At 51.4% G+C, this 24,901-nt stretch carries 25 protein-coding genes; 7 read left to right on the top strand and 18 right to left on the bottom strand.

Annotated features, from left to right (window positions below; all coding sequences use genetic code 11):
• The 10 genes from PGL01S_RS06025 to PGL01S_RS05985 form a co-directional block, all read right to left on the bottom strand.
• Positions 1 to 975, bottom strand: a complete 975-nt coding sequence (locus tag PGL01S_RS06025) for a carbohydrate ABC transporter permease (protein ID WP_127492478.1) — start codon at positions 973 to 975, stop codon at positions 1 to 3.
• A gap of 60 nt (positions 976 to 1,035) precedes the next feature.
• Positions 1,036 to 2,454: an ABC transporter substrate-binding protein gene (locus PGL01S_RS06020; protein ID WP_127492476.1), complete on the bottom strand. Its 1,419-nt coding sequence runs from the start codon at positions 2,452 to 2,454 to the stop codon at positions 1,036 to 1,038.
• 204 nt (positions 2,455 to 2,658) lie between these two features.
• Positions 2,659 to 2,943, bottom strand: coding sequence for a GNAT family N-acetyltransferase (locus tag PGL01S_RS31215; protein WP_244935529.1), 285 nt, complete (start codon positions 2,941 to 2,943; stop codon positions 2,659 to 2,661).
• Positions 2,928 to 3,224 carry a hypothetical protein gene (locus PGL01S_RS31210; protein ID WP_244935524.1) on the bottom strand — a complete coding sequence of 99 codons (297 nt, stop codon included), beginning with the start codon at positions 3,222 to 3,224 and terminating at the stop codon, positions 2,928 to 2,930. The genes PGL01S_RS31215 and PGL01S_RS31210 overlap by 16 nt, the downstream gene beginning before the upstream one ends.
• A 37-nt stretch (positions 3,225 to 3,261) precedes the next feature.
• A complete protein-coding gene (locus tag PGL01S_RS06010; RefSeq protein WP_127492473.1) occupies positions 3,262 to 3,828 on the bottom strand; it encodes a ribonuclease FAU-1 family protein in 567 nt (188 codons plus the stop codon).
• A gap of 34 nt (positions 3,829 to 3,862) precedes the next feature.
• Positions 3,863 to 4,549 carry an LrgB family protein gene (locus PGL01S_RS06005; protein ID WP_127492471.1) on the bottom strand — a complete coding sequence of 229 codons (687 nt, stop codon included), beginning with the start codon at positions 4,547 to 4,549 and terminating at the stop codon, positions 3,863 to 3,865.
• Positions 4,542 to 4,895, bottom strand: a complete 354-nt coding sequence (locus PGL01S_RS06000) for a CidA/LrgA family protein (RefSeq protein WP_127492468.1) — start codon at positions 4,893 to 4,895, stop codon at positions 4,542 to 4,544. Before PGL01S_RS06000 ends, PGL01S_RS06005 begins: the two co-directional genes overlap by 8 nt.
• Before the next feature lie 112 nt (positions 4,896 to 5,007).
• Positions 5,008 to 6,798 (bottom strand): M56 family metallopeptidase, encoded by a 1,791-nt coding sequence (locus PGL01S_RS05995; RefSeq protein WP_127492466.1) that lies wholly within the window; start codon positions 6,796 to 6,798, stop codon positions 5,008 to 5,010.
• 5 nt (positions 6,799 to 6,803) lie between these two features.
• Positions 6,804 to 7,181, bottom strand: coding sequence for a BlaI/MecI/CopY family transcriptional regulator (locus PGL01S_RS05990; protein ID WP_127492464.1), 378 nt, complete (start codon positions 7,179 to 7,181; stop codon positions 6,804 to 6,806).
• Between the two features lie 221 nt (positions 7,182 to 7,402).
• Entirely contained in the window at positions 7,403 to 7,690 is a 288-nt protein-coding gene (locus PGL01S_RS05985; protein WP_127492462.1) for a DUF1330 domain-containing protein, read from the bottom strand.
• 278 nt (positions 7,691 to 7,968) lie between these two features.
• Between PGL01S_RS05985 and PGL01S_RS05980 the strand changes: the two genes are divergently transcribed.
• Positions 7,969 to 8,760, top strand: a complete 792-nt coding sequence (locus PGL01S_RS05980; RefSeq protein ID WP_127492460.1) for an SDR family oxidoreductase — start codon at positions 7,969 to 7,971, stop codon at positions 8,758 to 8,760.
• Positions 8,761 to 8,783: 23 nt separating this feature from the next.
• The gene (locus PGL01S_RS05975; protein ID WP_127492458.1) at positions 8,784 to 9,125 is read left to right on the top strand and encodes a nuclear transport factor 2 family protein; all 342 of its coding nucleotides are present in this window, start codon (positions 8,784 to 8,786) and stop codon (positions 9,123 to 9,125) included.
• Positions 9,126 to 9,201: 76 nt separating this feature from the next.
• On the opposite strand, the gene PGL01S_RS05970 is transcribed toward PGL01S_RS05975, so the two are convergent.
• Genes PGL01S_RS05970 through PGL01S_RS05960 form a run of 3 tightly spaced genes read right to left on the bottom strand, consistent with a single transcriptional unit; the run spans position 9,202 to position 12,040 of the window.
• Positions 9,202 to 10,173, bottom strand: a complete 972-nt coding sequence (locus PGL01S_RS05970; RefSeq protein WP_127492455.1) for a Gfo/Idh/MocA family protein — start codon at positions 10,171 to 10,173, stop codon at positions 9,202 to 9,204.
• A 39-nt stretch (positions 10,174 to 10,212) separates the two neighbouring features.
• Positions 10,213 to 11,343, bottom strand: coding sequence for a sensor histidine kinase (locus PGL01S_RS05965; RefSeq protein ID WP_127492453.1), 1,131 nt, complete (start codon positions 11,341 to 11,343; stop codon positions 10,213 to 10,215).
• On the bottom strand, positions 11,333 to 12,040 hold the full coding sequence (locus PGL01S_RS05960) for a response regulator transcription factor (protein ID WP_127492451.1): 708 nt from the start codon (positions 12,038 to 12,040) through the stop codon (positions 11,333 to 11,335). Before PGL01S_RS05960 ends, PGL01S_RS05965 begins: the two co-directional genes overlap by 11 nt.
• Positions 12,041 to 12,232: 192 nt before the next feature.
• Between PGL01S_RS05960 and PGL01S_RS05955 the strand changes: the two genes are divergently transcribed.
• From PGL01S_RS05955 to PGL01S_RS05940, 4 genes are read left to right on the top strand one after another with little or no spacing between them, the layout of a single operon-like run.
• Positions 12,233 to 13,312 (top strand): D-alanine--D-alanine ligase family protein, encoded by a 1,080-nt coding sequence (locus PGL01S_RS05955; protein ID WP_127492449.1) that lies wholly within the window; start codon positions 12,233 to 12,235, stop codon positions 13,310 to 13,312.
• Between the two features lie 18 nt (positions 13,313 to 13,330).
• Positions 13,331 to 14,503 (top strand): alanine racemase, encoded by a 1,173-nt coding sequence (gene alr, locus PGL01S_RS05950; protein WP_127492447.1) that lies wholly within the window; start codon positions 13,331 to 13,333, stop codon positions 14,501 to 14,503.
• Positions 14,455 to 15,306: a D-alanyl-D-alanine carboxypeptidase family protein gene (locus PGL01S_RS05945; RefSeq protein WP_244935523.1), complete on the top strand. Its 852-nt coding sequence runs from the start codon at positions 14,455 to 14,457 to the stop codon at positions 15,304 to 15,306. The genes alr and PGL01S_RS05945 overlap by 49 nt, the downstream gene beginning before the upstream one ends.
• A complete protein-coding gene (locus PGL01S_RS05940; RefSeq protein WP_127492445.1) occupies positions 15,299 to 16,375 on the top strand; it encodes an acyltransferase in 1,077 nt (358 codons plus the stop codon). Before PGL01S_RS05945 ends, PGL01S_RS05940 begins: the two co-directional genes overlap by 8 nt.
• 87 nt (positions 16,376 to 16,462) lie before the next feature.
• Here PGL01S_RS05940 and PGL01S_RS05935 read toward each other — a convergent pair whose 3' ends face one another.
• Positions 16,463 to 17,341 carry an AraC family transcriptional regulator gene (locus tag PGL01S_RS05935; RefSeq protein ID WP_127492443.1) on the bottom strand — a complete coding sequence of 293 codons (879 nt, stop codon included), beginning with the start codon at positions 17,339 to 17,341 and terminating at the stop codon, positions 16,463 to 16,465.
• A gap of 105 nt (positions 17,342 to 17,446) precedes the next feature.
• Between PGL01S_RS05935 and PGL01S_RS05930 the strand changes: the two genes are divergently transcribed.
• Positions 17,447 to 18,982, top strand: coding sequence for a sulfatase family protein (locus PGL01S_RS05930; protein ID WP_127492441.1), 1,536 nt, complete (start codon positions 17,447 to 17,449; stop codon positions 18,980 to 18,982).
• Positions 18,983 to 19,178: 196 nt separating this feature from the next.
• Here PGL01S_RS05930 and PGL01S_RS05925 read toward each other — a convergent pair whose 3' ends face one another.
• The 4 genes from PGL01S_RS05925 to PGL01S_RS05910 are packed head-to-tail and all read right to left on the bottom strand — an operon-like array spanning position 19,179 to position 24,878.
• Positions 19,179 to 20,942, bottom strand: coding sequence for a glycoside hydrolase family 2 protein (locus PGL01S_RS05925; RefSeq protein ID WP_127492439.1), 1,764 nt, complete (start codon positions 20,940 to 20,942; stop codon positions 19,179 to 19,181).
• Positions 20,943 to 20,957: 15 nt separating this feature from the next.
• Complete coding sequence (locus PGL01S_RS05920; protein ID WP_127492437.1) at positions 20,958 to 22,973, bottom strand: alpha-L-arabinofuranosidase family protein; 2,016 nt, start codon at positions 22,971 to 22,973, stop codon at positions 20,958 to 20,960.
• A gap of 40 nt (positions 22,974 to 23,013) precedes the next feature.
• A complete protein-coding gene (locus PGL01S_RS05915; RefSeq protein ID WP_127492435.1) occupies positions 23,014 to 23,901 on the bottom strand; it encodes a carbohydrate ABC transporter permease in 888 nt (295 codons plus the stop codon).
• A 14-nt stretch (positions 23,902 to 23,915) separates the two neighbouring features.
• On the bottom strand, positions 23,916 to 24,878 hold the full coding sequence (locus PGL01S_RS05910; RefSeq protein WP_127492433.1) for an ABC transporter permease: 963 nt from the start codon (positions 24,876 to 24,878) through the stop codon (positions 23,916 to 23,918).
• Positions 24,879 to 24,901 lie beyond the last annotated feature (23 nt).

Raw genomic sequence — 24,901 nt, 5'->3', positions numbered from 1 at the left:
TTATACCCCCTTTGCCGCTGCTTTTGCAGCTTTCTGTTGCAGCTTCAATTGTTTTCTCAGCTTTGCCTCGCCGCGGTCGCGCATCAGATAGAACAGGAGCGCGGACAATACGGCCGCAATGAGGAACATAATCATGCTTGCCGCTGCGGCTTTGTTATACATATAAGCTCCCTTGAAAGCTTGCCCGTAGATGAACACCGATGTCGTCAGCGTGGCGTTGTCCGGACCGCCCGCAGGAGTGATGAACAGCTGCGGAATATCGAACATCTGCAAACCGCCGATCATGGACGTAACAAGCGAGTACAGCAGAATTGTCCGCAGGCTTGGCAGCGTAACCCGGAAGAAGGTTTGAGTCCCGCTCGCACCGTCAATGGCTGCCGCCTCAAAAAGTGCCGGGTTAATCCCCATTACGCCCGCAATCAGAATAATCATCGTATTGCCGTACCACATCCAGAACTGAATGAAAGAAACAATGCCCCTTGCGGTATTCTTATCCTGCAGGAATTGAATCGGAGCATCGCTCCACCCCAGGGCATGGAACAAGCTGTTCACCGGTCCCATCGGATAAGCGAACAAGGTGCTGAAAAGCACGGCGATTGTACTCGCCGTGATAATATTCGGCATGTAGAGCAGAACCTTAAAGGCGCCTTGCCCTTTAATATTCAGGCGTTTGTTGGTGAACCAGGCCGTCAGCAAAAGCGCAAGTCCGATCTGCGGAATAAAGTTTGCGATCCAGAGGACAAAGGTATTCACTAGAGACTGCTTGAACGAAACGTTGTTTAGGATCAGATCTTTAAAATTCCCAAACGGATTATCCAGAATATGAACCTGCTTCGGAATAACCCCTTTCATATCCGTAAAGCCGATAAAAGCCGTGTACAACGTTGGATACAAAGAGAAAATAAGGAACGCTATTATAAAAGGTATACTGAAAATATAGCCGTATTTCGAGTAATTGACTCCCTTGCGGCGCATGCTCTCACCCCATCAATTGATATAAAGGGGCGGGATCATGCTCCCGCCCCTTGGCGCCTATTATTCGCTTTCGAGACCAAGTTGGTCTTTAACCGTTTGCTTGAAGTCCTTCAGTGCAGCCTCGCGGCTCTTGCTGCCGGAAGCGTAAGCACGGACTTGGTCACGCCAGATCAGGTTGATCGATTCGTCGTATTGCGTCAGGTTTTTGCCCGTTGCGTTTGCGTTAGCCGGAACAAAAGCGTCAAACATGTTTTGTCCGCCAAGCAACGCCACTTCGCCGTTCGACTTCGACATCACGACGGAGGAAGCTACGCTGTCCTTCGTGCCTTGCTCGCCTTCCTTCATCGTGCCGTTTGCCCAATAGTATTGGAGGCCCGTCTCGGAAGTATCAAGCGTAACCCAATTGATGAAGTCCGCTACCGCTTTCTTCTTCGCGTCGTCCTTCGTTACGTCTTTGTTGGCAAGCAGCCATGTGCCACCCCAGAAGAAGCCTGTTGGCGGTTCGGTAACTGCCCAGTCGCCATTCGTATCTTTAACTTGATCCTTCATAACGTAGTTAATAAGCCATGCAGGACCAAAGAAACCAAATACCGGTTTAGCGCCTGCGCCGGACATATCCGCGTACCAAGCTTCCTGCCAGTCCTGCGTTCCGTTGCTGTATCCGTTGTCTGTCAGCTTTTTGGAGAAATCAAGGAATTGCTCGCGTTTAGGGTCGATATGCAGCTTGCCGTCCACAACCCAGCCTTTGTCGGAGCTGTTCTCGATTGGATGCCAGATGTCGCCGTCGCCAGATACAATTGCGTAGCCTTTTGCTTTCAGCTTATCGGCTGCCGCGAAGTACTTGTCCCAGCCTGGGCCCACTTCGTTCTTGATGGCTGCCGGATCATCCGTTCCGAATACGTCCTTGGCAATCGAACGACGATAGATAAAGCCGCCGCCGGTTGCTTGGTAAGCAAGACCTTTCAACTGGCCGTCTTTCGAGCCGATATCAACGGAGTATTGGGCGATCTCCGCGTCTTTAACCATTTGGTCGGTCAACCCCAGGTCCGCATAATTAGCGGCATAAGTGGAAGCGTCACCTTGCGTATATTTCAGTACAAACGCCGCTTCCGCAGCGTAGATGTCCGGAGCGTCCTTGCCGCCACCGGCCAGAGCCTGATCAAGCGCAGGCTGATAAGCGCCGTCGGTTGTTGCGATTACCGTTGTTTTGAACTCTACGTTTGCGTCCGGATGCGTTTCGATGTATTTTTTGGTCATGTTCGGAATTTCGTCCGTGAAGCTCCAGAGGTTGATCGTAACTTTCTTTCCGTCGCTTTTTGCCGGTTCCGTTGATGCTGTCTCAGATGCTGTCGGGCTTGGGCTAGTTGAGTTTGAGTTCGAATTCGAGTTTGAATTTGAGTTTCCGCCGCATGCCGCGAGAGCCGTTGTCATCACAAGCAGTGTGGAGATCCCCATTAAAGCACGTTTCATTCGTTTCATACTTTGCCTCCCTTTTAATGATCCTTTGTTTTTTGCGCGTTGTTTTGTAACCGCATTCACAATTATATGACCAATTTCTTACAGGCGTAAGGAATCCATTATTGGGAAAAATTCCACTTTTATTGGTTTTTATTCCCAAAGTCTTAGGTACGCGGTAACGGAAAAAGGCTCCTTTCGTCGATTAACGATAGGTGCCTTTTCATTTTATATGAAAGCCTGCGATTCATTTTCGGGTTCCCATTCTTCTTTTAGCAGTCCATATACCACTCTATCCAAATACGCACCATGCAGCAACTCGTAGTGACGAATGACTCCTTCATTTGTAAACTTCAACCTTTCTGGAATCGCTCTGCTCTTTAGGTTGTTTGCTGCAACTCCAATTTGCACTTTATGAAGTCCCAATTCTTCGAAAGCATGATTAATTAATAATTTGCATGAGCTTGTCGCTAAGCCTAGCCCCTCATACTCTTTTCCTAACCAATAACCGATTTCCGTTTTTTATTTTTCCAATCCATATATAAAAAACCTATTGAACCTGCAAGTTTATTGCGATACCAGATCCCGGCCCAATAACCGTCGTTTTCTGAAAATCTTTTTAATGATCTGCGAATAAAAGCATCCGTATCCTCCACTTGATGGGTTAAGTCCGGAAATTCCAGCCATTCCCGAATACTTTCCCGACTGCTATCAATCAGTTGAAAAAGTTCCTTTGCATGCCTGGTTTCTAAAAGAGAAAGGTAAGTTTCGTTATTTATTGTTGCTTTAAACATAGGCTACTCTCCTCCGGAGCGGTCACAACCCCCGTCCCTATTCAATTCTCTCACCATTGGCCTGAAGTTTTTGCCATAATATTTCTTTATGTTTAACCGAAAGCTTTACCAAATCAAACTCATCACATTCGATTAATTTACTCATTTTATCTGCCTCTTCCCAAGCCAATTCATACAAACTTTTATCTATAATTCCGCTTGTTAATGCGTCCTCCAGCTCATCCGTATCTTTCCGAATCAATTCACCAGAGGGGAGCAAAATTAAATCCAGATATAAATCTTCCATCCACGGCACATTATTTTCCCCTATTCCGATCCAGGAACAGATATCGATATACCATTGTACGATTTGACCTGCGGAATTGAACGTGGTGGTTACCGAATAATTACAGCCGATTGGAAAGTGCTGAAGCCACAGATACCCGTTGTCAGCAATGCAAAGCCTTTGATCCCCATATTGAACAAACAGTGAATCTGCTACTTTCGTTATGTGCAGGAGAGTTACAAAGCCGGTGAATTCTTCCGATTCAATGAATGTTTGAGCATATTCTTTAGCCATGACACGCTGCCAGTCTGCGCGGTCTCCATACTTTCTCTTTAGCATGCTTTACTCCCTTCCCCTCAGTTTCTGTTTCCTATTACAGCCACCAAATCAATGGTATGCAAAATAACGGCGTCAGGATGCTGGACAGTCCCATGGCGAAAGCGCTGAAGCCGCCTTGAATCTCGGAGTCGCGCATAATGCGCGCTGTGCCGATGCCGTGCGCCGCCGTCCCCATGGCAGCACCAATCGCCAGATCGCTGCGGAACCTGAATAATTTAAGTATAGATGGTCCAATCATACTGCCAAGAAGGCCAGTCAGTACGGCAAACACGCCGGCCAGTTCAGGCGTTCCGCCCAGCAGATCCGCAACTTCTATCGCAATAGGCGTTGTAACCGATTTAGGAAGCATCGTGAGCATAATCTGCTTAGAACCGTGAAGAAGACTAACGATTCCCCATACCGCCAGCAGTCCGCATATTAATCCGGCGCCGACGCCTATAACAATGGGCATGAGCTGATCCCTCAGCTTTTGAAAGTTTTTGTAAAAGGGAACCGCTAAAGCGACCGTAGCCGGTCCAAGGAAAAAGGTAATGATATCTCCACCCGCTTTGTAGGCCTCATAAGGAATATCGCCAAGCAGCAACAGGAGGATAATGCCTCCCGAAGTAACGAATAAAGGATTTAACCATTTATAGCGGCTATTAAGGAGCTGGGCTCCCACATAAAATAATACGGTAATCGTAATGCCGAACAACGGCTGTTGAAACCAGGCTTCATTCATAGGTACGTTCCTTTGCCTTTCCGGTTTGCCATGCCGTAACGCCGGCTGTGACTAGGATGACTATCATTGTGGAAACAGCCAGCGCAACCGCTATGACCAGCCACTGTTCTCCTATTAAGCCAAAGAACATCATCGTGCCCACGATAACGGGAGCAAAAAAGATCATCATATGCTTCAAAAAAAATTGTGCCGTCTCCTCAATCCAGGCCAGCTTCACCCAGCCTGCAAACAAGCTGATGACAAGCAATGCCATTCCGATTACGTTCCCCGAAATCGGTACGGACAGCAGGGAATGTATTGCGTTGCCCAATAGCGTGTACCCCAGCAATATAGCTAATCCTCTCATAGGTTGGTTCCCCTTTTTCGTATAAGTGTTAGTTACTAGCTTACCAGCAAGGTGTATAACGATAAAGAGCCCGCCGATAATTATCGGCGGGCTCTTGCGTTAATCTAATGTCTTATTTAAAGGCTAAATATTTTGCCCTCGTCTCCGGTGTTATCATATTGGGACGTCTTTCAAGCAATAGATCAGCATCCTTAAGAGCCTCAGCAGGCAAGTTCCCGGCATTAACCTCACTAACAATATGAGACATTTTTGTGTACTCATCTTCTGAAATAATATGGTATCCCGTTTCTTTTATATATTTTTCTCTATCGGAAAAAGATAGGTTTTCTATTCCCCCTTCTCTTTTAAGTATTGGCTCAGCGTCTTTTAGAGCAGAAAAGGGAAGCTCTCCTTTGTTGAATGAAATAATAATGTTGATCATTCTCTCATAATCTGTTTTTGTTATCCTGGTCTCAGTAGGAATCAACTCCCCTTCAACAACAGTCTCATAATCATCCACAACAAGCTTCCCTTTCTTCTTGACGAACGTAACAGCTTCCACCGTCTTATAATAGGCCGGTTCGCTGGTTAACGTGACATAGGTAATAACGGCATTCATTCCGTCGATTCTACTCCTGTAATCAATCACCCAAGGGCTCGATACGCCTATATTGTAATTCCAGTCCTCGCCGCCCCTGATGATCTGTTCTTGCACGAACTTTTCTCTCGCCTTTGCGGACATCATATCATAACGGGGCTTGCCGTCCCTCGTCTTAAGCGCATTCGCCCAATCCGCAGCCATATTTTCTAACGAAACATCGGCTGTCAGCGAGTTTTCTTCCGCAGACTTTTCTTGCGTATTTGCATTGGTTAATGCAGTACCTCCTACTAACAAGAGAACTACAACGCCAACCATAGACCACCTATAGGAGTTTTTTACAGGTGAGGTGATCATCATTAGTCTCCTCTTAAGCTCTTTTTTACTCCCCAAAATACTTGCAGCTCCTGCCAGTCGAATGGGTTTAGCAAATAGCTCTAACAATTTGATTATCGTTAAGGCGTACTCCTTGGATTCCTCCGGCGTAACTCTCGATAAAGCCAACGCGTCGCAGGCCAATTCCTGGTCTGCCCGCATTTTGTGATAGGCATACCAGAGAAACGGATTAAACCAATGCAGCGCCAGCAAAATGTTCATAATCCCGTTCAAAGCGACATCATTTCGGCGAACATGCGATAACTCATGCAAAAACACATACCGCAGCTGCGTCCCGCTTAACGTTTGCAGAGCCGTGCCTGGCAGCAACAGCTTTGGTTTAAATAACCCGAATAAGGTCGGACTGGATACTCGATTCGTCTGTATTAACCTGATCCTTCGACGCAGGCTCATTTCTTCTTTACAGCTCTCGAACAGAGCAGCGATTTCCAGATCCATAATGGCCTTTTCGCCTTTTATTTTCCTAGCAAAACGCAGATTGGCGCTGAACATCATACCAAGGAAAAGAACGGTACCAACCAGCCAAATGATTGAGGCGACTTGCAGGGGAGAAGCCGGTGAGTTCGATTTTTTAATCGCCGGATCCCTTTGTGTGGCTGCTAATGCTTCTCGAGGCAATAGAGTTAATTGCGTAGGACTTGCCTCTTCCATTTCCGGGTTCCCTGCAGGAGTGATTGTCGTTTCGTTCACGGCCGCCAAGTGATTCTTCTCTGCAAATTGATGGAAGATATTAAACATGCTGAACGAGCTTTCGGGCGCCCACGGCAGCACTAGCCGTAGAATCAAGAGAAGCCAAAGCAAATAGCCCCATCTAGGCTTTAATTTATCTCGCAGCAGCCATTTCGCAGCTAAAATAAGAACGACCAATACGCTGGCCATCAGCGAGGCAGACAAGATCCAGGCAAAAAAATCGGAAAGCCGAACGGTCATCTGTCTTATTCCTTTCTTTCATCCAGAATGCTTTTCAGCTCATCAATATCCTCTTGCGACAATTTCTCGTGTTTCAGAAAGTTAACCAGCATCGGCTTCAATGCAACGCTACCATATAACCGTTTCAAAAAAGACTCCGTCTCGGCCCTCGTTGTTTCTTCTTCCGTAACCAATGGAGTATAGACGTAGGGTTTGCTGTGTGAATCAAAGGTTATGACTTCTTTTTGAACCAATCTGGTAAGTAGGGTTCTAATGGTTTTGGGGCTCCAATCGTTAACACCTGCTAAAGCCTCAATCACCTCGCTTGCGTTCATGGGCGATTTCGCCCATAACACCTTCATGACTTCCCATTCCGCGTCGGATATGCGGGACATCTCTTTCATAGGCTCATGCCTCCACTCTATGACTACATATGTAATCAATATTACAACTGTAGTCAATACTACAATTGTAATCAAGCGTTGTCAAGCCATTATGCGATGCATGTAAGCAAACTAAGCTTCCACGCGATTAACATTCAGCCCCGCAAATAAATCGCGTAAAAAAAGATACCTACCGTAAAATAACGATAGGCATCTTATGTTAACTTCTGCTAGCAGCAGCCTTATTTCCCCTCCACCACGATCCCTCTGTAGATTCCGCCTTTCAGGCGATGCTGCAATGCTTCCTGATATGCCGGGCTGTAATACCATGCCTTAGCTTCATCCATGCTAGGGAATTCAAGAATAGCAACTCCTTCCGCATCCGGCCCTTCCAGCACTTCATAATGACCGTACATGGCAACCGGTTTAACGGGATGTCCCTCCAGCCCGGCCGGGGCTTTCGAGGCATAAATCTTTAATTCATCCGGATCAACCGTCTTCTCCCGGATAAAAACAACGTAAGCCTTCATGGAATTATCCCCTCTCCTCAATTTCCTGTAATCAGGATAACGCCACAAGGGATAATCGTAAAATTTGTATTTTTCATCGTATTCATAAATGAAATTCATATAGAATCATCTAAGCCTCAAGCTCGCCTTACGGCTTCATTAATAGAATGGCAGCCTACCTGCAAATACATAAATTTTATTCATAAAAACAATTAAAAATATAGATTTTATTTATTTCAAGTTCGAGCGTACACTTAAGCACGTAAAGGAAAACTAATTCACACAAGGAGGAAATGAAAATGAACTTTTCATCTTACGATAAAGAATTTCAAGGCAAGCGGGCTTTGGTTACGGGAGGAACGCAGGGCATGGGACTTGCGATTGTCAGAAGATTGGCAGGCGCTGGCGCGACGGTGCTAACGACAGCGAGGAATATTCCGTCGGACTACCATATTCCGAACGTTCATTTTGTACAAGCAGACATAACAAAGCCGGAGGGAACCAAAGCTATTGTTGAAGCCGTAAAAGAAAAGCTCGGCGGAATCGACATCCTGATCAATACGGTTGGCGGCTCCAACTCCCCCGCAGGCGGAGCGTTGGCATTAACCGATGAGCATTGGCTCGAGGAACTAAACATGAATCTGCTTGGTTCCGTTCGTTTGGACCGCAGCTTGCTTCCGATTATGCTGGAGCAAGGCAAAGGAGTTATTATTCATGTCAGCTCTATCCAAAGAACGCTGCCCCTGTACGAATCCACTTTGGCTTACGCGGCGGCAAAAGCCGCTTTGGCCACGTACAGCAAAGGCTTGTCCAACGAATTCGCGCCTCAAGGCATTCGCGTGAACGCAATCGCTCCCGGCTTTATCCAGACCGAAGCGGCCAACCGTCTCATTGACCGCCTTGCCGTTACTGCGGGAAGCCGCGAAGCAGCGCTTAATCAGCTGATGGATTCCCTTGGAGGCATTCCGTTCGGACGTCCGGGATTGCCCGAAGAGGTCGCCGAGCTTGCCGCATTCCTGGCATCCGACCGGGCAGCCTCTATACACGGCAGCGAATACGTCATTGATGGCGGAACGATACCTACCGTTTAATTTCCCTAAAGGAGGCTTATTTTATGATCGCAATGCCAATCGCTGTAGTTAATTATTTTAATGCGGTGAATGAACATGAACCCGGACGTTTTCTTGAAGCTTTTGATGAGCAGGCCTATGTGCTGGATATGAAAAGAGAATTTGTCGGCGGGAAAGCCATTGCCAAGTGGAGCAAAGCGGAAATATTCGAACCGAAGGTTCGCTTTGAAATAAAGGATGCCAAGGAGCAGGATAACCGTTATATCGTTACGGTGGCGGTAGACGGCGAGTTTGATAAAACGAATCTGCCCGATCCTCTCCTCATGAAGCATGAATTTCTCATTGCCAACGAAAAAATCAAAGAGCTGCATATTTCTTTCCCTTAATTCCGTTATTGCAAATAAATAAACGACCGCTAGCCTGTTAGGTCAGGCGGCGGTCGTTTGCATGTTGTTTGAAAAGCTATCTAAGCTTAACAGGCAGGCCGGTTCTTGCGGATTCATTGGCTGCCATCGTTACGCGATGCGTCTCCCAAGCATCCTCGTAGCTTGACAGAATCTGGCTCCTGTCGCCAGTTCGGACGGCATGAAGGAAAGCTTCGTTCTCCCGTACGTACGGATTATTGGAGGATTTGTACTCGGTCTTCTTATCGGCTTCGATATCCACAAGAGCTTCGCCCGTAACCTGCAATACGCCCGTGTTCGTGTAGATTTGGAGCCCGGCATGACCCCCGGCCGGAATCGCGCATGTATTGCTGATCGTCGCAACGGCCCCGCTCGCCAGCTTGATTGTTACCGTACCCACATCCGGCACCGTAACGCCCTCTTCCACCTGAGCCATATGTCTGCTGCCATACGCCGCGTAGACTTCATTGACTTCGCCCAGCAAATAACGGGTCAAATCCACGATATGCGTCGTCTGCTCCACAAACTGTCCGCCGGAGGTCTCCATCTTGCGCCACCAGTATACGCCCGGCATCGAGCCCATCCATTGCCCCAAAGCCATCAGCGGCGTGCGGTCGGCAAGAAGCTCCTTCGCATGGTTTGTGCTGTCCATATAACGGAAATGATAACCAACCGATGTAATAAGTCCTTTATCTGCAATCGCCTGACGGATTCGGGACGGTGTCTCCTCGTCTACGCCAATCGGCTTTTCGACAAGGAAAGGAATCCCCCGCTCCGCAAGCGCTAATTCAATCTCGCCATGAGCAAAGGGCGGCGTGCAAATATAAACCGCATCCAGCTTGCGGTCCTCAAGCATCGCTTCAATCGTGTCGTACCCGCGAGCGTCGCTATAAGGCCTTGCTGCCGTTTCCGCCTTTTCGAGGCTTGTCCCGCTAAAAGCGCTGACGCTTACCCCTTCCATCGCAGCAAGCTTTTCCGCATGCATCCGTCCAAACCAGCCCGTTCCCGCAATACCAATTCGAAGAGTCACTCTACATTCCCACCTAACGTCGTAGTTTTATGCCTCCCCCTAATGTTTACCTGCGTCCCGATGGTTGTCAAGGAGATCTTTGCCGCCAAGCGGCAGCTCGACCTTAAACGAGGTTTTCCCTTCGGCACTCGCCGCGGAAATCTGGCCATGATGCAGCTCGACAATGTTCTTGGCGATCGCGAGGCCTAGACCCGAGCCGCCGGTATTCCGGGAACGGGACTGCTCGCCGCGATAGAACCGTTCGAACAATAACGGAATGACTGAAGCCGGCAAAGGCTCTCCGTAATTCGCAATCTCAACGACGGCCTGCCCCCTCTCGCTCCATACCGCGATATCGATCTGCCTGCCTTCTTTTCCGTATTGAATGGCATTAACGACCAGATTCTCGAACACCCGGACCAGCTTGTCTCCGTCCGCATCGACGAGGATCGAATGATCCGGAAGTGTCAACCGGCACTTCACCTCCGCCTGCTCGAATTGCAAACGGAATTGGGCTGCCAGTTGGCCAATCATCTCTACCAGATTGATGGGGGACAGCCGAAGCCCTATTCCGCCGCTTGTCCTCGTATATTCAAATAAATCGTCGATCATTGACTTCAGACGAGTCGATTTCTCGTAAGCGATTTGAACGTAATGCCTCAGCTCCACCTCATCCCGGTAACGGTCTTCTTCGATCAGGCCCAGGTACCCGACAATAGACGTTAAAGGTGTGCGCAAATCGTGGGATACGTTGGTCACAAGCTCGGCTTTTGTCCGTTCCGTGCGCCGCTCCTCCTCGATGGAGAGCTTAAGCTGGGCCGTCATTTTATTAATATTTTCCGCCAATGCCCCAAGCTCGTCCCCGCCTCGCACCGGTAACCGGGAGTCGAAATCCCCTCCGGCAATCCGTTCGATTCCTTGCGAGATTCTCATTAAGTAGCGGATGGTCGAACGGCTTAGCGCGAAGAAATAGATGAAAAAAAAGACAAGGCTGACGGTAATATACGTCGTTAAAAGTCCAAACTTATCAAAGACCTCCCTCAGCAGAGGGGAAAGATAAAACATATCGCTGCTGTAGGCGGCGATCGCGGCCAGATATAGCAGCCCCGTCGTGAAGAACGAGGCAAGCACGCTTAGCCCGAACAGATACAGCATTTTAAAACGAAGGCTTTTCCACGGTTTACGGCTCAATTTTGTACCCTACTCCCCATACGGTCTGAATCAGCTTAACGCCGCCCAGCTCGCTCTCCAATTTATCCCGAAGCTTGCTGATATGAACCATTACGGTGTTGTTGGACTCGAGAAACTTGTCCTTCCATACCGCTTCAAAGATGGCCTCCGCGCTAAACACCTGCCCGGGATGGCTCGCCAGCAGGTACAAAATATCAAACTCCGTAGACGTCAGATTAATATTCCGGTCCTCCACCGTTACGGTATGCGATTTCTTGCTTATTTTAAGCGAATGCAACTGGATGATGTCTTTATCCTGATCCTGCGCCGTTTGAAGCTGAGAATTCAAATAGATGGATCTGCGGAGCAGCGACTTCACCCTTGCAATCAGCTCCAGCGCGTTAAACGGCTTCACCATGTAATCGTCCGCGCCTGTCGTCAGCCCCATGATCTTGTCCATGTCCTCCGCCTTGGCGCTTAGCATTAGAATCGGAATGCCGTATTCCGCGCGTACCGCCCGGACAACCTCGAGACCGTTCATCTCCGGCATCATCACGTCGAGGATCATTAATTGGACAGATTCCTTGGCGATCAGCTCCATGGCCTCCCGGCCGTTGCCCGCAATAAGCACTTGGTATCCTTCATTGGTTAGATAGATTTTGATCAGCTCCGCGATTTCGAGGTCATCGTCCGCGATCAGAATTTGAATGGTATTCATGAGATCTCCCCGTCTAATTGGTTAATGAATGTGGCTATAGTGTATCAGAAATATTCTCCAGAGCGGACAGCCCCAATCACAAATAAGAAATTCTTAAGGTTTCCTTCAGGATGTCTTACGAACCTCCGCGGCCCTGCGCGTTATCTTGGATATAGAGCAACGGACAAGAACAATACCCGGAGGTATGAATAGATGAAAACAAAGCTATACGTGCTATACGGCGGCAAATCCGTCGAACATGAAGTGTCGTTAAAAACGGCCGTCACCGTCCTTCATTCCATTGATGAAAGCCGCTACGAGGTTTATCCCGTCTACATTACCCGCGAAGGCTTGTGGTGTACGCAGCCCGGGCCTATTGCCAAGGATGAGCTAACGATTGAACGGTTGATTGCAACGCCAACGTTTCCGGACCCCGCCCGTTCCATTGGCGAGATTCTGTCGGGCATCATGGCGCTGCCCGGCCCAAAAGTCGTTTTGCCGCTCCTGCATGGTCCCAATGGAGAAGACGGCACGGTACAAGGCCTGCTGGAGCTCGTGAACGTTCCTTATGTGGGGAATGGCGTGCTATCGGCTGCATTAACCTTGGACAAGGCAATGTCGAAGCAGGTGCTGGCCCAAGCCGGTATTAACCAGACGGAATATAGGGTGTACCGCTGCGAGGAGTGGACAACGGATGAGGCAGCCGTATTACGCAAGGCGGAGGATGCCATTGGATATCCGTGCTACGTGAAGCCCGCTTCCCTTGGCTCCAGTATCGGCATCAGCCGGTGCACGGACCGCGGAGAGCTCCTAACCGGGATCCGCGAAGCCTTCTCTTACGATAAAAAGATAGTCATCGAACGCGAAGTAGACGGCAGAGAAATTCAAGTCGCCGTTATCGGCAATGAGAGACCGCAAGCCTCGCTGCCCGGCGAGTTTATTCATGATCATGTTTTCTTCGATTACGAATCCAAATACATGGACAAGCGGCTTACCATGCAGATTCCCGCCAAGCTGGCGGAAGGCTTGACTTCGCGGATCCGCGAGCTGGCGGTCCGCGCCTATCAAGCCCATGGCTGCGAGGGCCTTGCCCGCGTCGACTTCTTCCTTGACGGAGAAGGCCAGCTGTACCTGAACGAGATAAACGCGCTGCCCGGCTTTACGAATTTCAGCATGTACCCGGTCATGTGGGAGCGCACGAACGGCACGGCTTATTCCGCCCTGATCGAACAATTAATCGGGCATGCGGTCGCCCGCCATCAAAATAAACAAACGCTTCAATATACCAAATAAGCGAGCGAGGTGAGCCGTATGTTAAGAGATACTTGGGCTGAAATTAGTTTGAGCCGTATTCGGGAGAATATGCTGAACATTCGCCGGTCTCTTCCCGGTTCGGTGAAGCTGATGGCTGTCGTCAAGGCGAACGGCTACGGGCATGGCGACATCGAATCGGCCAAGGCAGCGATAAAGGCCGGCGCGGATTATTTGGCGGTTGCCTACCTGGAAGAAGCGGTTCGGCTGCGCGATGCCGGATTACAGCTGCCTATTCTCGTATTAACGCCTATCCGGCCGGAGCATGTGCCATTGGCTCTGAAGCATGACCTCTCCTTAACCGTAACAAGCGCCAAATGGTTTTGCGAGATGCGGAATTTCAAGCCTTGCGGCTCCGCTGGCAAGCTGCGTGTTCATGCCAAGATGGATACGGGGCTTGGGCGAATCGGCATCCGGACGAAGCAAGAATGGGATGAGCTTGTCCCTTGGCTGCACGCTGAGGATGTTGAGATGGACGGCTTTTACACGCATTTTGCGACGGCCGGACAGGAGGATACCCGCTTTCTGGAGCAGCAGGTTGCCCGCTTCCTCGATATGAAGGAATGGGTACGCGCCTCCGGGCTTGCGATTCGTCATTATCATTGCGCGGGCAGCGTTGCGGCGCTGAGATTTCCTCATCTGGCAATGGATATGGTGCGGATCGGAGCGGCGATGTACGGCTTTTACCCTGCAAGGCTTGCTTGTCCGGTTAAGCTGGAGCCTGCTCTAAGTCTTCACAGCCGTCTGATTCAAGTGAAGAAGCTGGCTAAGGGGGAATATATCGGCTACGACAATTCCTATCAGGCTAAGGAGGAGGAATGGATTGGAACGGTGCCAATCGGTTATGCCGACGGCTGGGCGCAGCGAATGCAAGGCACGGATGTGCTGATTGGCGGCCGCCGCGCTCCTATTGCGGGCAAAATCTCCATGGACCAGCTGATGATCAAGCTCCCCGGACCATTCGCGGAAGGAACTCCGGTTACCTTGATCGGTACCCAAGGCGGGCAGCGTATTACATTTGCCGAGCTTGCCGCCCATATCGGAAGCGTTGCGCAGGAAGTCTCCGCTTCGCTTGGCGTCCGGATAACGAGAACCTATAAAGATATCGAGGAGGTACGTGCAAGATGGGACAAAACAACTTGGCCGGACGACATCAGTCAGGCCGTCATATAACGTTTCACACATCCATTCAAACTGCCAATTCCGGCGTTCATAAAGGACATCTGGTCTTGATTAATCGTGAAAATCCAATCCGGCAAATTCCTTCTTCCGACCGTTTGGCGCCAATCCGATCGTTCCCGGCTATTCACACGCTGAAGGATGGCATGCGGCTAGAGCGAACCTGCTTGCGTCAGTTAGCCGAGCTTCTTGAGGCCAGCGAAGGGATAGACGATATAATCGCTGTCAGTGGCTATCGGACCAAGCATGACCAAGAGCAGATTTACAGCTCCTCATTAGCCGATAACGGCGCGGATTACACGGCGCGTTATGTCGCGTTGCCCGACCGGAGCGAGCATCAGACGGGGCTGGCGATCGATGTCGGCCGGCTCAGCAAGGAAATTGATTTTATCGCACCGGCGTTCCCGGACACGGATGTCTACAAGACCTTCAAACAGCTTGCCGCACGCTTTGGGTTCATTCAACGTTACAAGGAAGGCAAGGAGGCCTTGACTCAAATCTCGTGCGAGCCTTGGCATTTCCGTTACATCGGTTATCCCCATGCAGACATCATGGAGCGGAACGATTGGTGCCTGGAGGAATATATCGACGTACTTAGAAGCTATGTCTACGGCAGCGAACATCTATTATTCGAGGATGATCATTCCTTGGCCGAAATCTATTTCGTGGCGGCAGACACGGGAGCTTCGACGTCCATTCCCCTTATCCCATGCGATCGCTTCAGCTTGTCCGGGAATAACGTTGACGGTTTTATCGTGACCGCGTTCAAGGATAAAAGCAGGCGATCCCATGTCTAGAACGGGATACGGCGGGCTAGATTGGGTCAAATTCGCGGCCGCCCTGCTCGTTGTTGCCAATCATACGAGCCCGCTTCTGTCATACAGCGCTGACGCCGATTTTCTTGTAAGCAATCTGCTTACGCGTATTGCCGTTCCCGTCTTTTTTATGACAGCCGGATTCCTATTGTTCCGCAAGCTGACGGGAAATCCGTTAACGGATCGGAAGGCTGTTCAAGGCTACCTGCTGAAAATTGTAAAGCTCTACGCCATTGCCATTGTCCTGTACATTCCGCTGAACCTATATACCGGTTATTTTTCCGATTCCTTAACGACGTATTCCGTCATCAAAGACATCGTGTTTGACGGAACCTTTTATCACCTATGGTATTTGCCAGCGTTAATAATCGGCCTGTTGATAACTTATGCGATGATTCGGTTCCTACCGATGAACGCGGTGCTGGCCTCGGCCGGGCTTTTGTACACCGTCGGGCTGCTTGGGGACAGCTACTACGGTATCCTGCAGAACAACGAAGGGCTGGCCCTTATCTACGAAGGGATGTTTAAGGTGTTTGATTACACCCGCAACGGACTTTTCTATGCCCCTCTTTATCTGGCAATGGGAGCTTGGGCAGCCAAACAGCCTCCTCCAGCCCGAAAACCGATCGTGAATGCGGCTTTGTTTGCGGTTTTTCTTGGCCTCATGTTCGCCGAAGGGATGCTCCTTCACTCCTCGGGAATTCCGCGGCATGACAGCATGTATGTGTTTGCGGTTCCCGCGGTCTATTTCTTATTCCAGTGGTCCATGCAGTGGAAGGTTCCGGCCAGCAAAAGGTTCCGGGAGTGGCGGACTTGGGTGTATATTCTGCATCCCTTGGCCATTGTGCTTGTCCGCGGAGCAGCCGAAGCCGCGCATCTGGAGCGGCTGTTTATCTCGAATAGTCTGCTTCATTTCGCCGCCGTTTGCCTGCTGTCGATTGGGTTGTCCGCGCTTATCGCATGGCTGTTGGAAATCATCCGGAAATTCCGGAATCCTATCCGGATGTGGATAACAACTCCTGTGGACAAGTGGATAACACTTCGAAAATGAACAGTTGTCCGATAGAAAGCGTTCTTAATATGTGTATAACTTTGTGAATAACTGTGGACAACACGTATGTTGCATAGGCTTATTTGACTACGTTCTTTTCCAAATCGCATCCCGGTAGGCCGTTGGCGTCTCCCCCATACGATTTTTAAACGTTCGCGTAAAAGCATACAAAGAGGAATAACCGGTCGTATAAGCAACCTCCGTAATAGAGGCATCGGTCTCCGCAAGAAGCCGCCTGGCAGATTCCATCCTTACCTGCGTGATGTAATCGCTTGGCGGCATTCCAGCCTTTTCCGAGAAAGCAACGGAGTAATACGTCCGGTTCATTCCCGCTGCCTTGGCTGCCTGCTGGACCGTGATGCCTTCCGTGGCATGCTGCCGGATATAGGACATGCTTTGCTTGACCCAATCCGTGGCATTCAGGGCATAAGCGGGGGGAACCGTCCGGCATAAGGCTGCCAATAGACGGTACAGCAGGCTTTGCATTTCAAGCGACCGAACATGGGCGCTCTCCGTCTCTCCGCTCCGCATCGAATCAAGCAGGCCATGAAGCGCCCGCTCTGCTTCTTGCGTCCATCCGTTCTCCAGAAACGGTTTCTCGAAACTTATGCCGGTGAGCGCCAGCAGCTCTGCCGCGCGTGGACCATCCATCACAATCCAGCTCATCCGGGGCGGCTTTTTCCCTTCAATCGCATAGTACGCATAGGTACGCGCTGGGAACAAGCAGAAGAGATCCCCGGCAGACAGCGTTACGCTATTCCCTCCATCCCACTCTACCCGAACGAAGCCTTCCTTTACGATATGCAGACTGTAGCTCTCAATCCTTTTTGGTCCGGCGCCGTAGCCTTGCCTGGTCTCCGTGAGCCCCCCTCTCACGGGCCATATCGAACATTGCTTGTCCAGCTCGCTTATCGCATGAAACAGAAACTCGGCGGTTTCGAAGCCTGCCGAACTATTGCCATTCATCACAATCCGCCCCCTACCTGACAAATTGGTAAATCAACCATACATGATGCTATTTTACGACTGCCTCCTATCCATTACAATGATTGGCATGGAGGCGATTTTCTCTTGAAAAAACCAAACATTTTGTTGATTACAAGCGATCAGCAGCACTGGAATACGCTAGGTTATTTCAATAACGAATTAAGCACGCCCAATTTAGACCGGCTTGTTCAGTCCGGCACAACCTTTACGAGAGCTTACTGTCCGAATCCGACCTGCACGCCAAGCCGCGCATCCATTATTACGGGCCAATACCCAAGTCAGCATGGCGCTTGGACGCTCGGAACCAAGCTTCTGGAAGACCGGCACTTCGTCGGGGAAGATTTTCATTCTGCCGGCTACAAAACCGCGCTTGTTGGCAAAGCCCATTTTCAGCCGTTGTCATCAACGGAGGAATACCCTTCGCTTGAGGCTTATCCGGTCCTGCAGGATTTGGAGATGTGGAAGCAATTCAACGGTCCTTTCTATGGCTTCGAGCATGTCGAGCTCACGCGTAATCATACCAACGAAGCTCACGTAGGCCAGCACTACGCCTTATGGATGGAGGAGAAAGGCTGCATCAATTGGCGGGATTATTTCCTACCTCCAACAGGCAGCATGGATCCCGCCACCACCTACAAGTGGCCGATTCCCGAAAAGTACCACTACAACACCTGGATCGCGGAGCGCACGAACGCGCTTATGGAGCAATATGCCGAAGAAGACAAACCGTTCTTTCTCTGGTCAAGCTTCTTCGACCCGCATCCGGAATACTTGGTGCCCGAGCCGTGGGATACGATGTACGATCCGGACTCCCTGACGATTCCGGATATCGTGCCAGGCGAGCATGACAAAAACCCGCCTCATTTCGGCCTTACGCAAGAGGACAATCCGGACTTCTCCCCTTGGGCGGAAACGGGCAACGGCATTCACGGGTACCGTTCGCATCATTACTATGAATACGGCGAGCGGAAGAAGCTTACCGACTACGACAAGAAGAAGCTGGTCGCCGTCTATTACGGCATGATCAGCATGATGGACAAATATATCGGCACGATCCTCGATAAGCTCGAAGAGCTTGGCATTGCGGACAACACGGTTGTCGTCTTTACGACGGATCATGGCCATTTCTTCGGCCAGCACGGCCTGCAGGCCAAAGGCGGCTTCCATTACGAGGACCTGATTCGCCTTCCGTTTATCGTGCGTTATCCGGGGCAGGTTCCGGCGGGAGTAACGTCGGACGCGATCCAATCGCTGGTTGACCTTGCGCCAACGTTCCTGTCGCTCAGCGGCATTCCGATCCCGCATGCGATGACCGGCGTCGATCAAAGCGAGGTATGGAAAGGTACGGCATCCGCTGCGAGAGATCACGCCATCTGCGAATTCCGTCATGAGCCAACCACCATTCATCAGAAAACGTACGTCGACCAGCGTTACAAAATCACGGTCTATTACAACCAAACCTACGGCGAAATCTTCGATTTGCAGGATGACCCAAGCGAGCTCAACAACTTGTGGGACGATCCGGCATACGCGGCGCTGAAGTCCGAGCTGCTGCTCAAGTACATCTGGGCGGAGCTTGGCAAGGAGCCGATGCCGATGCCGCGTATTTCAGGCGCGTAGGCTGAATAATAGGAAGGGCTATTCCCGTCATAAAGCGACGCGGAATAGCCCTTTTTTATTGCTGCATTCCCCCTTGCTCCTCTCCCCGCATGAAAAAGCGCCACGTTGAATTCCCAGCTTCCATACCTGTTATGACCGCAAAAAACCGGGTCTGCAGCGTGCAGACCCGGTTTTCTTACGCTGTCGCGGAGGCAGATCAGCCCAAGTTAATGGCCCGAATCTCCTCCAGCGGAATCTTCGGCTTGCGGTCCTCCGTGAGCAGTCCGTTAATCTCCTGCTGCACGTCCGCCACCTGCGTATAGCAATAGCCGCAAATATAATCGACGGACTTGATGGCTTGCGTAAGTCCCTTGAAGCGTTCCGTGAAGGCTTCGACCGAATCCACCTGCTCCCCGTAGCCCCAGCCCTTGTCGGACTGGAACGCAATGCCGCCGAACTCGCTGATGATAATCGGCTGTCCCCGGTAGCCGTAGCCCTCGGCAAAGGCATATTTCCAATGGTTGCAGGTCGTCTCGCGCGACATGATAGCATCCTTGTTATCCCGGTAACGCTTCAGGAAGCCTTCTCCGGTCTGGACGTAATCATGCAGCGTCACGATATCCGAGACGGTATGCTCCCAGCCATCGTTAACGATAACGGGACGATTCGGATCGAACGACTTCGTGAGATGGTAGATGCCTTCCGTGAACTTCTGCTGCCGCTTGTCGCGAAGAATATTGCCAATCCCCCACGACTCGTTGAACGGCACCCACGTTATGATGCTCGGATGGTTATGCTGCTGCTTAATAATTTCAAGCCATTCTCTCGTGAAAGCCTCGACCGCGCGGTCATGGAACTCGAAGGTCGCCGCCATCTCCGACCAGACGAGCAGCCCCTTTACGTCGCACCAATAGAGAAAACGGGCATCCTCGATCTTCATATGCTTGCGCACGCCGTTGTAGCCCATCGCCAGGATCAGGTCGATATCCTCGATCAACGCTTCTTCGCTTGGCGGCGTTAGATGGCTGTCCGTCCAATAGCCCTGGTCCAAAATAAGCCTTTGGTAGATTGGCGCGTTGTTCAGCAGCACTTTTCCATTCTCGATGGATATTTTCCGCATGCCGAAATAAGAAAGCGTACGGTCGACGACACGCCCGCCCGAGGTCAGGACGAACTCCACGTCATACAAATTCGGACGGGCCGGCGTCCAATACGCCCGCTTCCACGGTCCGTTCGCTTCATGGTGAAGATCAACCTCAACCGAGAGGCACGGACGGTCAATTCCCAGCGCAACCCGCTTCACGGGCTGCCCCTTGAACGTCACGATGGCCTCCAGCAGCAGATCGCCGCCGGGCCGGACGCCGTTTATCTCGTAATCGAACCGGACGACATGGCGGTCGAGATCCGGCGTTATTTTGACCGACTCCAGCCGCTCTTCTTCCACGTATTCCATCCATACCGTCTGCCAGATGCCCGTCGTTTGCACGTAGAAGCATTCAAAGTTGTCCGGCACCCAGCGCTGCTTGCCCCTCGGCTGATAGCAGCTGTTGCTGTCCGTTACTTTCACCGCTATCCGGTTATCGGCTCCGAACTTCAGATACGGCGTCATGTCGACGGAGAATGCCGCATAGCCGCCTTGATGACTTCCGGCCAGCTCGCCGTTAATCCATACTTTGGCTTCGTAATCTACCGCCTGAAAATGCAGGATCGCCCGCTTACCGGCCGCTTCCGCCGGAACGGAAATCTCTCTGCTGTACCACACATAAGGATGAAAGCTTTCCTCGCCAATGCCACTGGCTTTGGTTTCATACGTAAACGGTACGTTAATCCGGTGTGTTGCCTCGAATGCCTCCTGCCACTTCTCGCGCTCGCCGGCATTTGCGTCGTCGAAGCGGAAGTCCCATTCGCCGTTCAGATTATGCCAATCGCCGCGCACGAGCTGAGGTCTGGGATAATCCTTGCTATATGATTTCGTCGTCATGCGTACCTCCTGCTCCTATACCTTGCCTTGGAATACCGCTGCATAGATGGAAGACGGACGAAGAGGAACGCCCTGCTTCCACTCGTCTGTAGGAACGGTACGATTGAGGCAGATGATGTTCTCCGGCTCGAACACATTGTTGATCTCGTCGTAACCCTCGCCGGTGATTTCGTACAGCACCATCTCACCCGCTGCTTCGAAATCAGCCAGATCCAGCACCGTACTTACTTCATTCAGCCCGCGGTTAACGATAAATACCGTAACGGTATCGCCTGCACCGTTAACGCCCGCCGCGATGTCCAGCTCCGGCAGCCCGTTCAGCTCTACCGGCGTCTCCTTGAGCGCCGGCACGGCAAACGTCGCGCAATTCGCCTGCACCGGAAGCATATGCTTAAGGTCGCGGTTCGCGTACAGCTTCATAACCTCGTAGGTCGGCGTTCCGTATACGTCCAGCGGCCGATTGCTCCAGCCGGACTCCTTGCCGCAATATTGGTCGGCATAATAATCGCCCACCCGGATGCAGCCGCCGAGCCAGCCGTTGACCAGATCGGAGAAGCTGCCGATATGCACCATGTCGCTTGAACGAAGCATTTCGTTCAGATTGGCGGCATTGGCAACCGCCGCGCCAAGCGTATGCTCGTTCGGCAGCCCTTTGCGGACCGTATTCGGATAATACATGGTGTTGTATTCCGTAATGGCGATTTTGACATGGGCATGCTTCGGATTTGCCTTAATGCTATCCGTCGTCTCCCACAAGTAATGCCGCGTGAATTCCGGATAGGCCGCAATGGCTTTGTACCGGTCCTCCGGAGGCGTGCTTCTGTTCATGCCGAAAGGTCCGTAACCATGGTAGATATGCAGGGTCAAATAGTCGATCAGCTCGCCGGCCTGCTCCAGCACCGGCTTGTTCCACGCTTGGTCGTAATGGCCGCAGGCCAGCAGCACGATGGAAGGGTCCGCCGCTTTCATCGCTTGGGCGAACGATACCGTGCGCGCCGCGAATTCTTCGGCGGAGCAGGTTCCAACCTGCCACCCTCCCCATACCTCGTTGCCGATCTCCCAATATTTCACGCCGTACGGCTCGGGATATCCGTTCGCGGCGCGCAAAGCGCCCATCGGCGTATCGGCCGCGCCATTGCAATACTCGATCCATGCAGCTGCCTCTTGGGGCGTTCCGGATCCGTCGTTCACGCAAATGAGAGGCTCTACCTGCAGCTCCCGGCAGAAGGCGATAAATTCGTCCGTGCCAAAATATTTGCTCGTCCAGCCGCCCCATGCCTCGTTGTACATAACCGGTCTCTCCAGCACGGGACCAACGCCATGCTCCCAATGGTAGGCGCTGATGTAATTGCCGGCCAGCCTCATCATGCCGGCGTTCAGCTCTCTCGTCATGTCGATGACCTCGCGCTTCACCAGGGCGATACTGTCGGCTGCAAGCAGGGATACATGATCGAGCCACAGCATGCCGGTCGATACATGATCCGCCCAGCGCGGATGATCAGCGGGGATGTAGACGCGAAGCTCGGCGTCGGCGCAAGCGCGGGAGACGGCCAAGTCCGCTTCGTACTCCCGCCAGTTATGGCTGTCGAGCTCGATAACGACAGAACCAAGCGTCTCCTCCGTATGCCGGTCCACCGCTTCCACCACCAGCCGCTTCAGCTCAATCGACGCGCGGGCAACGACTTTTACCTTATAATCGGCAGGCCCTTGGAGGGCGGTCTTCTGCGCGATTCCCGCATAGGCCTCATCATCGCTTAACAAGCGGATGCGCTGCGCCCGTCCGGAATGCTTAGGCGCGGGCGCCTCAAGCGCGTATTTCGTATTGCGGCCGTTCGTATAGGCTTGCCAGCTTCCGGATATTTCCCGCTTCGTTTCAGACTCGCTCTCGAAGTCCATATCCTTTAGCGAGAAGGCCAGCATGGCTTCCATATGATCGCGGATATCCTCGACAAAGTGACCGAACAGGAACGGGTTGACGGCATGCCGACTCGCTCCGGCGCAATCGACGGTTATGTTAGCTTTGTTAGTCAAAATGAACCTCCATAGAAATCGTTAGTATAGTCGGAATCGCCTATCCCTTGATGGAGCCAATCATGACGCCTTTGACGAAATGCCGCTGCACAAAAGGATACATGACCAGCACGGGCAGGCTGGACACAATGATAACCGCGAATTTGATGCTCTCCGACAGCAAAATTTGTTTTTCCAGGCCCACGCTTCCGCCGTCCGTTTGGGCCGATTGGCTGATCAGCAAGATTTCGCGGAGCACAAGCTGAAGCGGATATTTGCCTTCGTCGCGAATATAGATCAATGCGTTGAAGAACGAGTTCCAGTGGCCAACCGCGTAGAACAGCACCATGACGGCCAGAATCGGCTTTGAGAGCGGCAGGATGATGCTGACGAGCAGTCTCCAGTTGGAGCAGCCGTCCATGTGGGCCGCCTCCTGCAGCTCCCAAGGAATACTGTTCTGAAAATACGTGCGCATAACGATAAGATTGTACGTCGCGATAGCGCCAGGCACGATCAGCGCCCACATGGTGTCGACCATGCCCAGGTCTTTGACCAGCAAATAAGTCGGAATAAGACCTCCGCTGAAAAACATCGTCATCGTAATCAGGACCATAATCCCGTTGCGCAAGGGAAGATCGGGTCTCGACAGCGGATACGCCGCGAGAATCGTCATGATAATGTTAATGACGGTTCCGATGACGGTGTACATAATCGAGTTGCCGTAGCCGGTCCAGATCTTGTCGTTCTGCAAAATGTTGGCGTAAGCCTCGACATTGAAGCCTTGCGGCAGCAGCCACACATCGCCGTTTAAGACTTTGGCCGGGTCGCTGAACGACGCGCTGACAATGAACAGCAGCGGATACAATACAATGACCATAATGATAGCGGCTATGATATATACGACTGCGTCGAACAAACGTTCATTCGACGGACTTATGCTCTTTTCCATAAGCGGTTACCTCCTTACCATAAGCTCGTCTCCGACGTCTTGCGGGCAAAACGGTTTACGAGCAGCAGCAGCATAAGGTTGATCACCGAGTTGAACAGGCCGATGGCCGCCGTGTAGCTGTACTCGCCCTTCAAGATTCCCGTCGTATAGACGAACGTGGAGATGACGTCGCTGGATTCCAGATTCAGGTTGTTCTGCATGAGCAAAATTTTCTCGAAGCCGATGTTCATGAAGTGGCCGATATCGAGAATGAGCAGGATGACGATAACCGGCATAATGCCCGGCAGCGATACGTGCCAGATGCGGCGGAGCCGCGAGGCGCCGTCCATCTTGGCCGCTTCGTACAGCTGGGGATTGACCCCGCTGAGCGCCGCGATATAGATAATGGATTGCCATCCCATGCTTTGCCAGATGTTCGAGCCGATAAAGATCGGCTTAAACCAGGCGGCTTCCTGCAGGAAATTAATCGGCGTGCCGCCAAACGCCTCGATCAACTGGTTGACGGGTCCCGTCTTCGGCGACAGAAACACGTTCAGAATGCCAACGATAACAACAACCGAGATAAAATGCGGGATGTACGTAATATTTTGCAGCCATTTGCTGTAGGCCCGGCTTTTGATTTCGTTCACGAGCAGCGCCAGCAGGATCGGTACCGGGAAGGCGATGAGGAGCGAGAACAAGTTGATGGATACCGTATTCCACAGCAGCCGCCAGAAGTAATACGAATTGAAAAACCGTTCGAAATGGCCGAAGCCTTCCCAAGGGCTGCCGATAATGCCTTTGGCCGGATTGAAGTTTTTGAAGGCGATCTGCAGGCCGTACAGCGGCCCGTAATGGAAGATTAAATAAAAGGCGAGCGGCGGCAGCAGCATGAGATACAAATCATACCGCTTCGCCATTTTTCTCAGCAGCCCGTCGTTCTTCCTCTTGCGGCCGGGAACGGGGGCCGCCCCCGCGTTCTCGATCATGCTGTCCATGAGCAACCCCTCCCTCTCTTCGC

The sequence above is a fragment of the Paenibacillus glycanilyticus NBRC 16618 genome (assembly GCF_004000805.1).
Classification (GTDB): domain Bacteria; phylum Bacillota; class Bacilli; order Paenibacillales; family Paenibacillaceae; genus Pristimantibacillus; species Pristimantibacillus glycanilyticus.
Note: the sequence above shows the minus strand (reverse complement) of the source record. Positions and strands in the feature narration are given on the sequence as shown.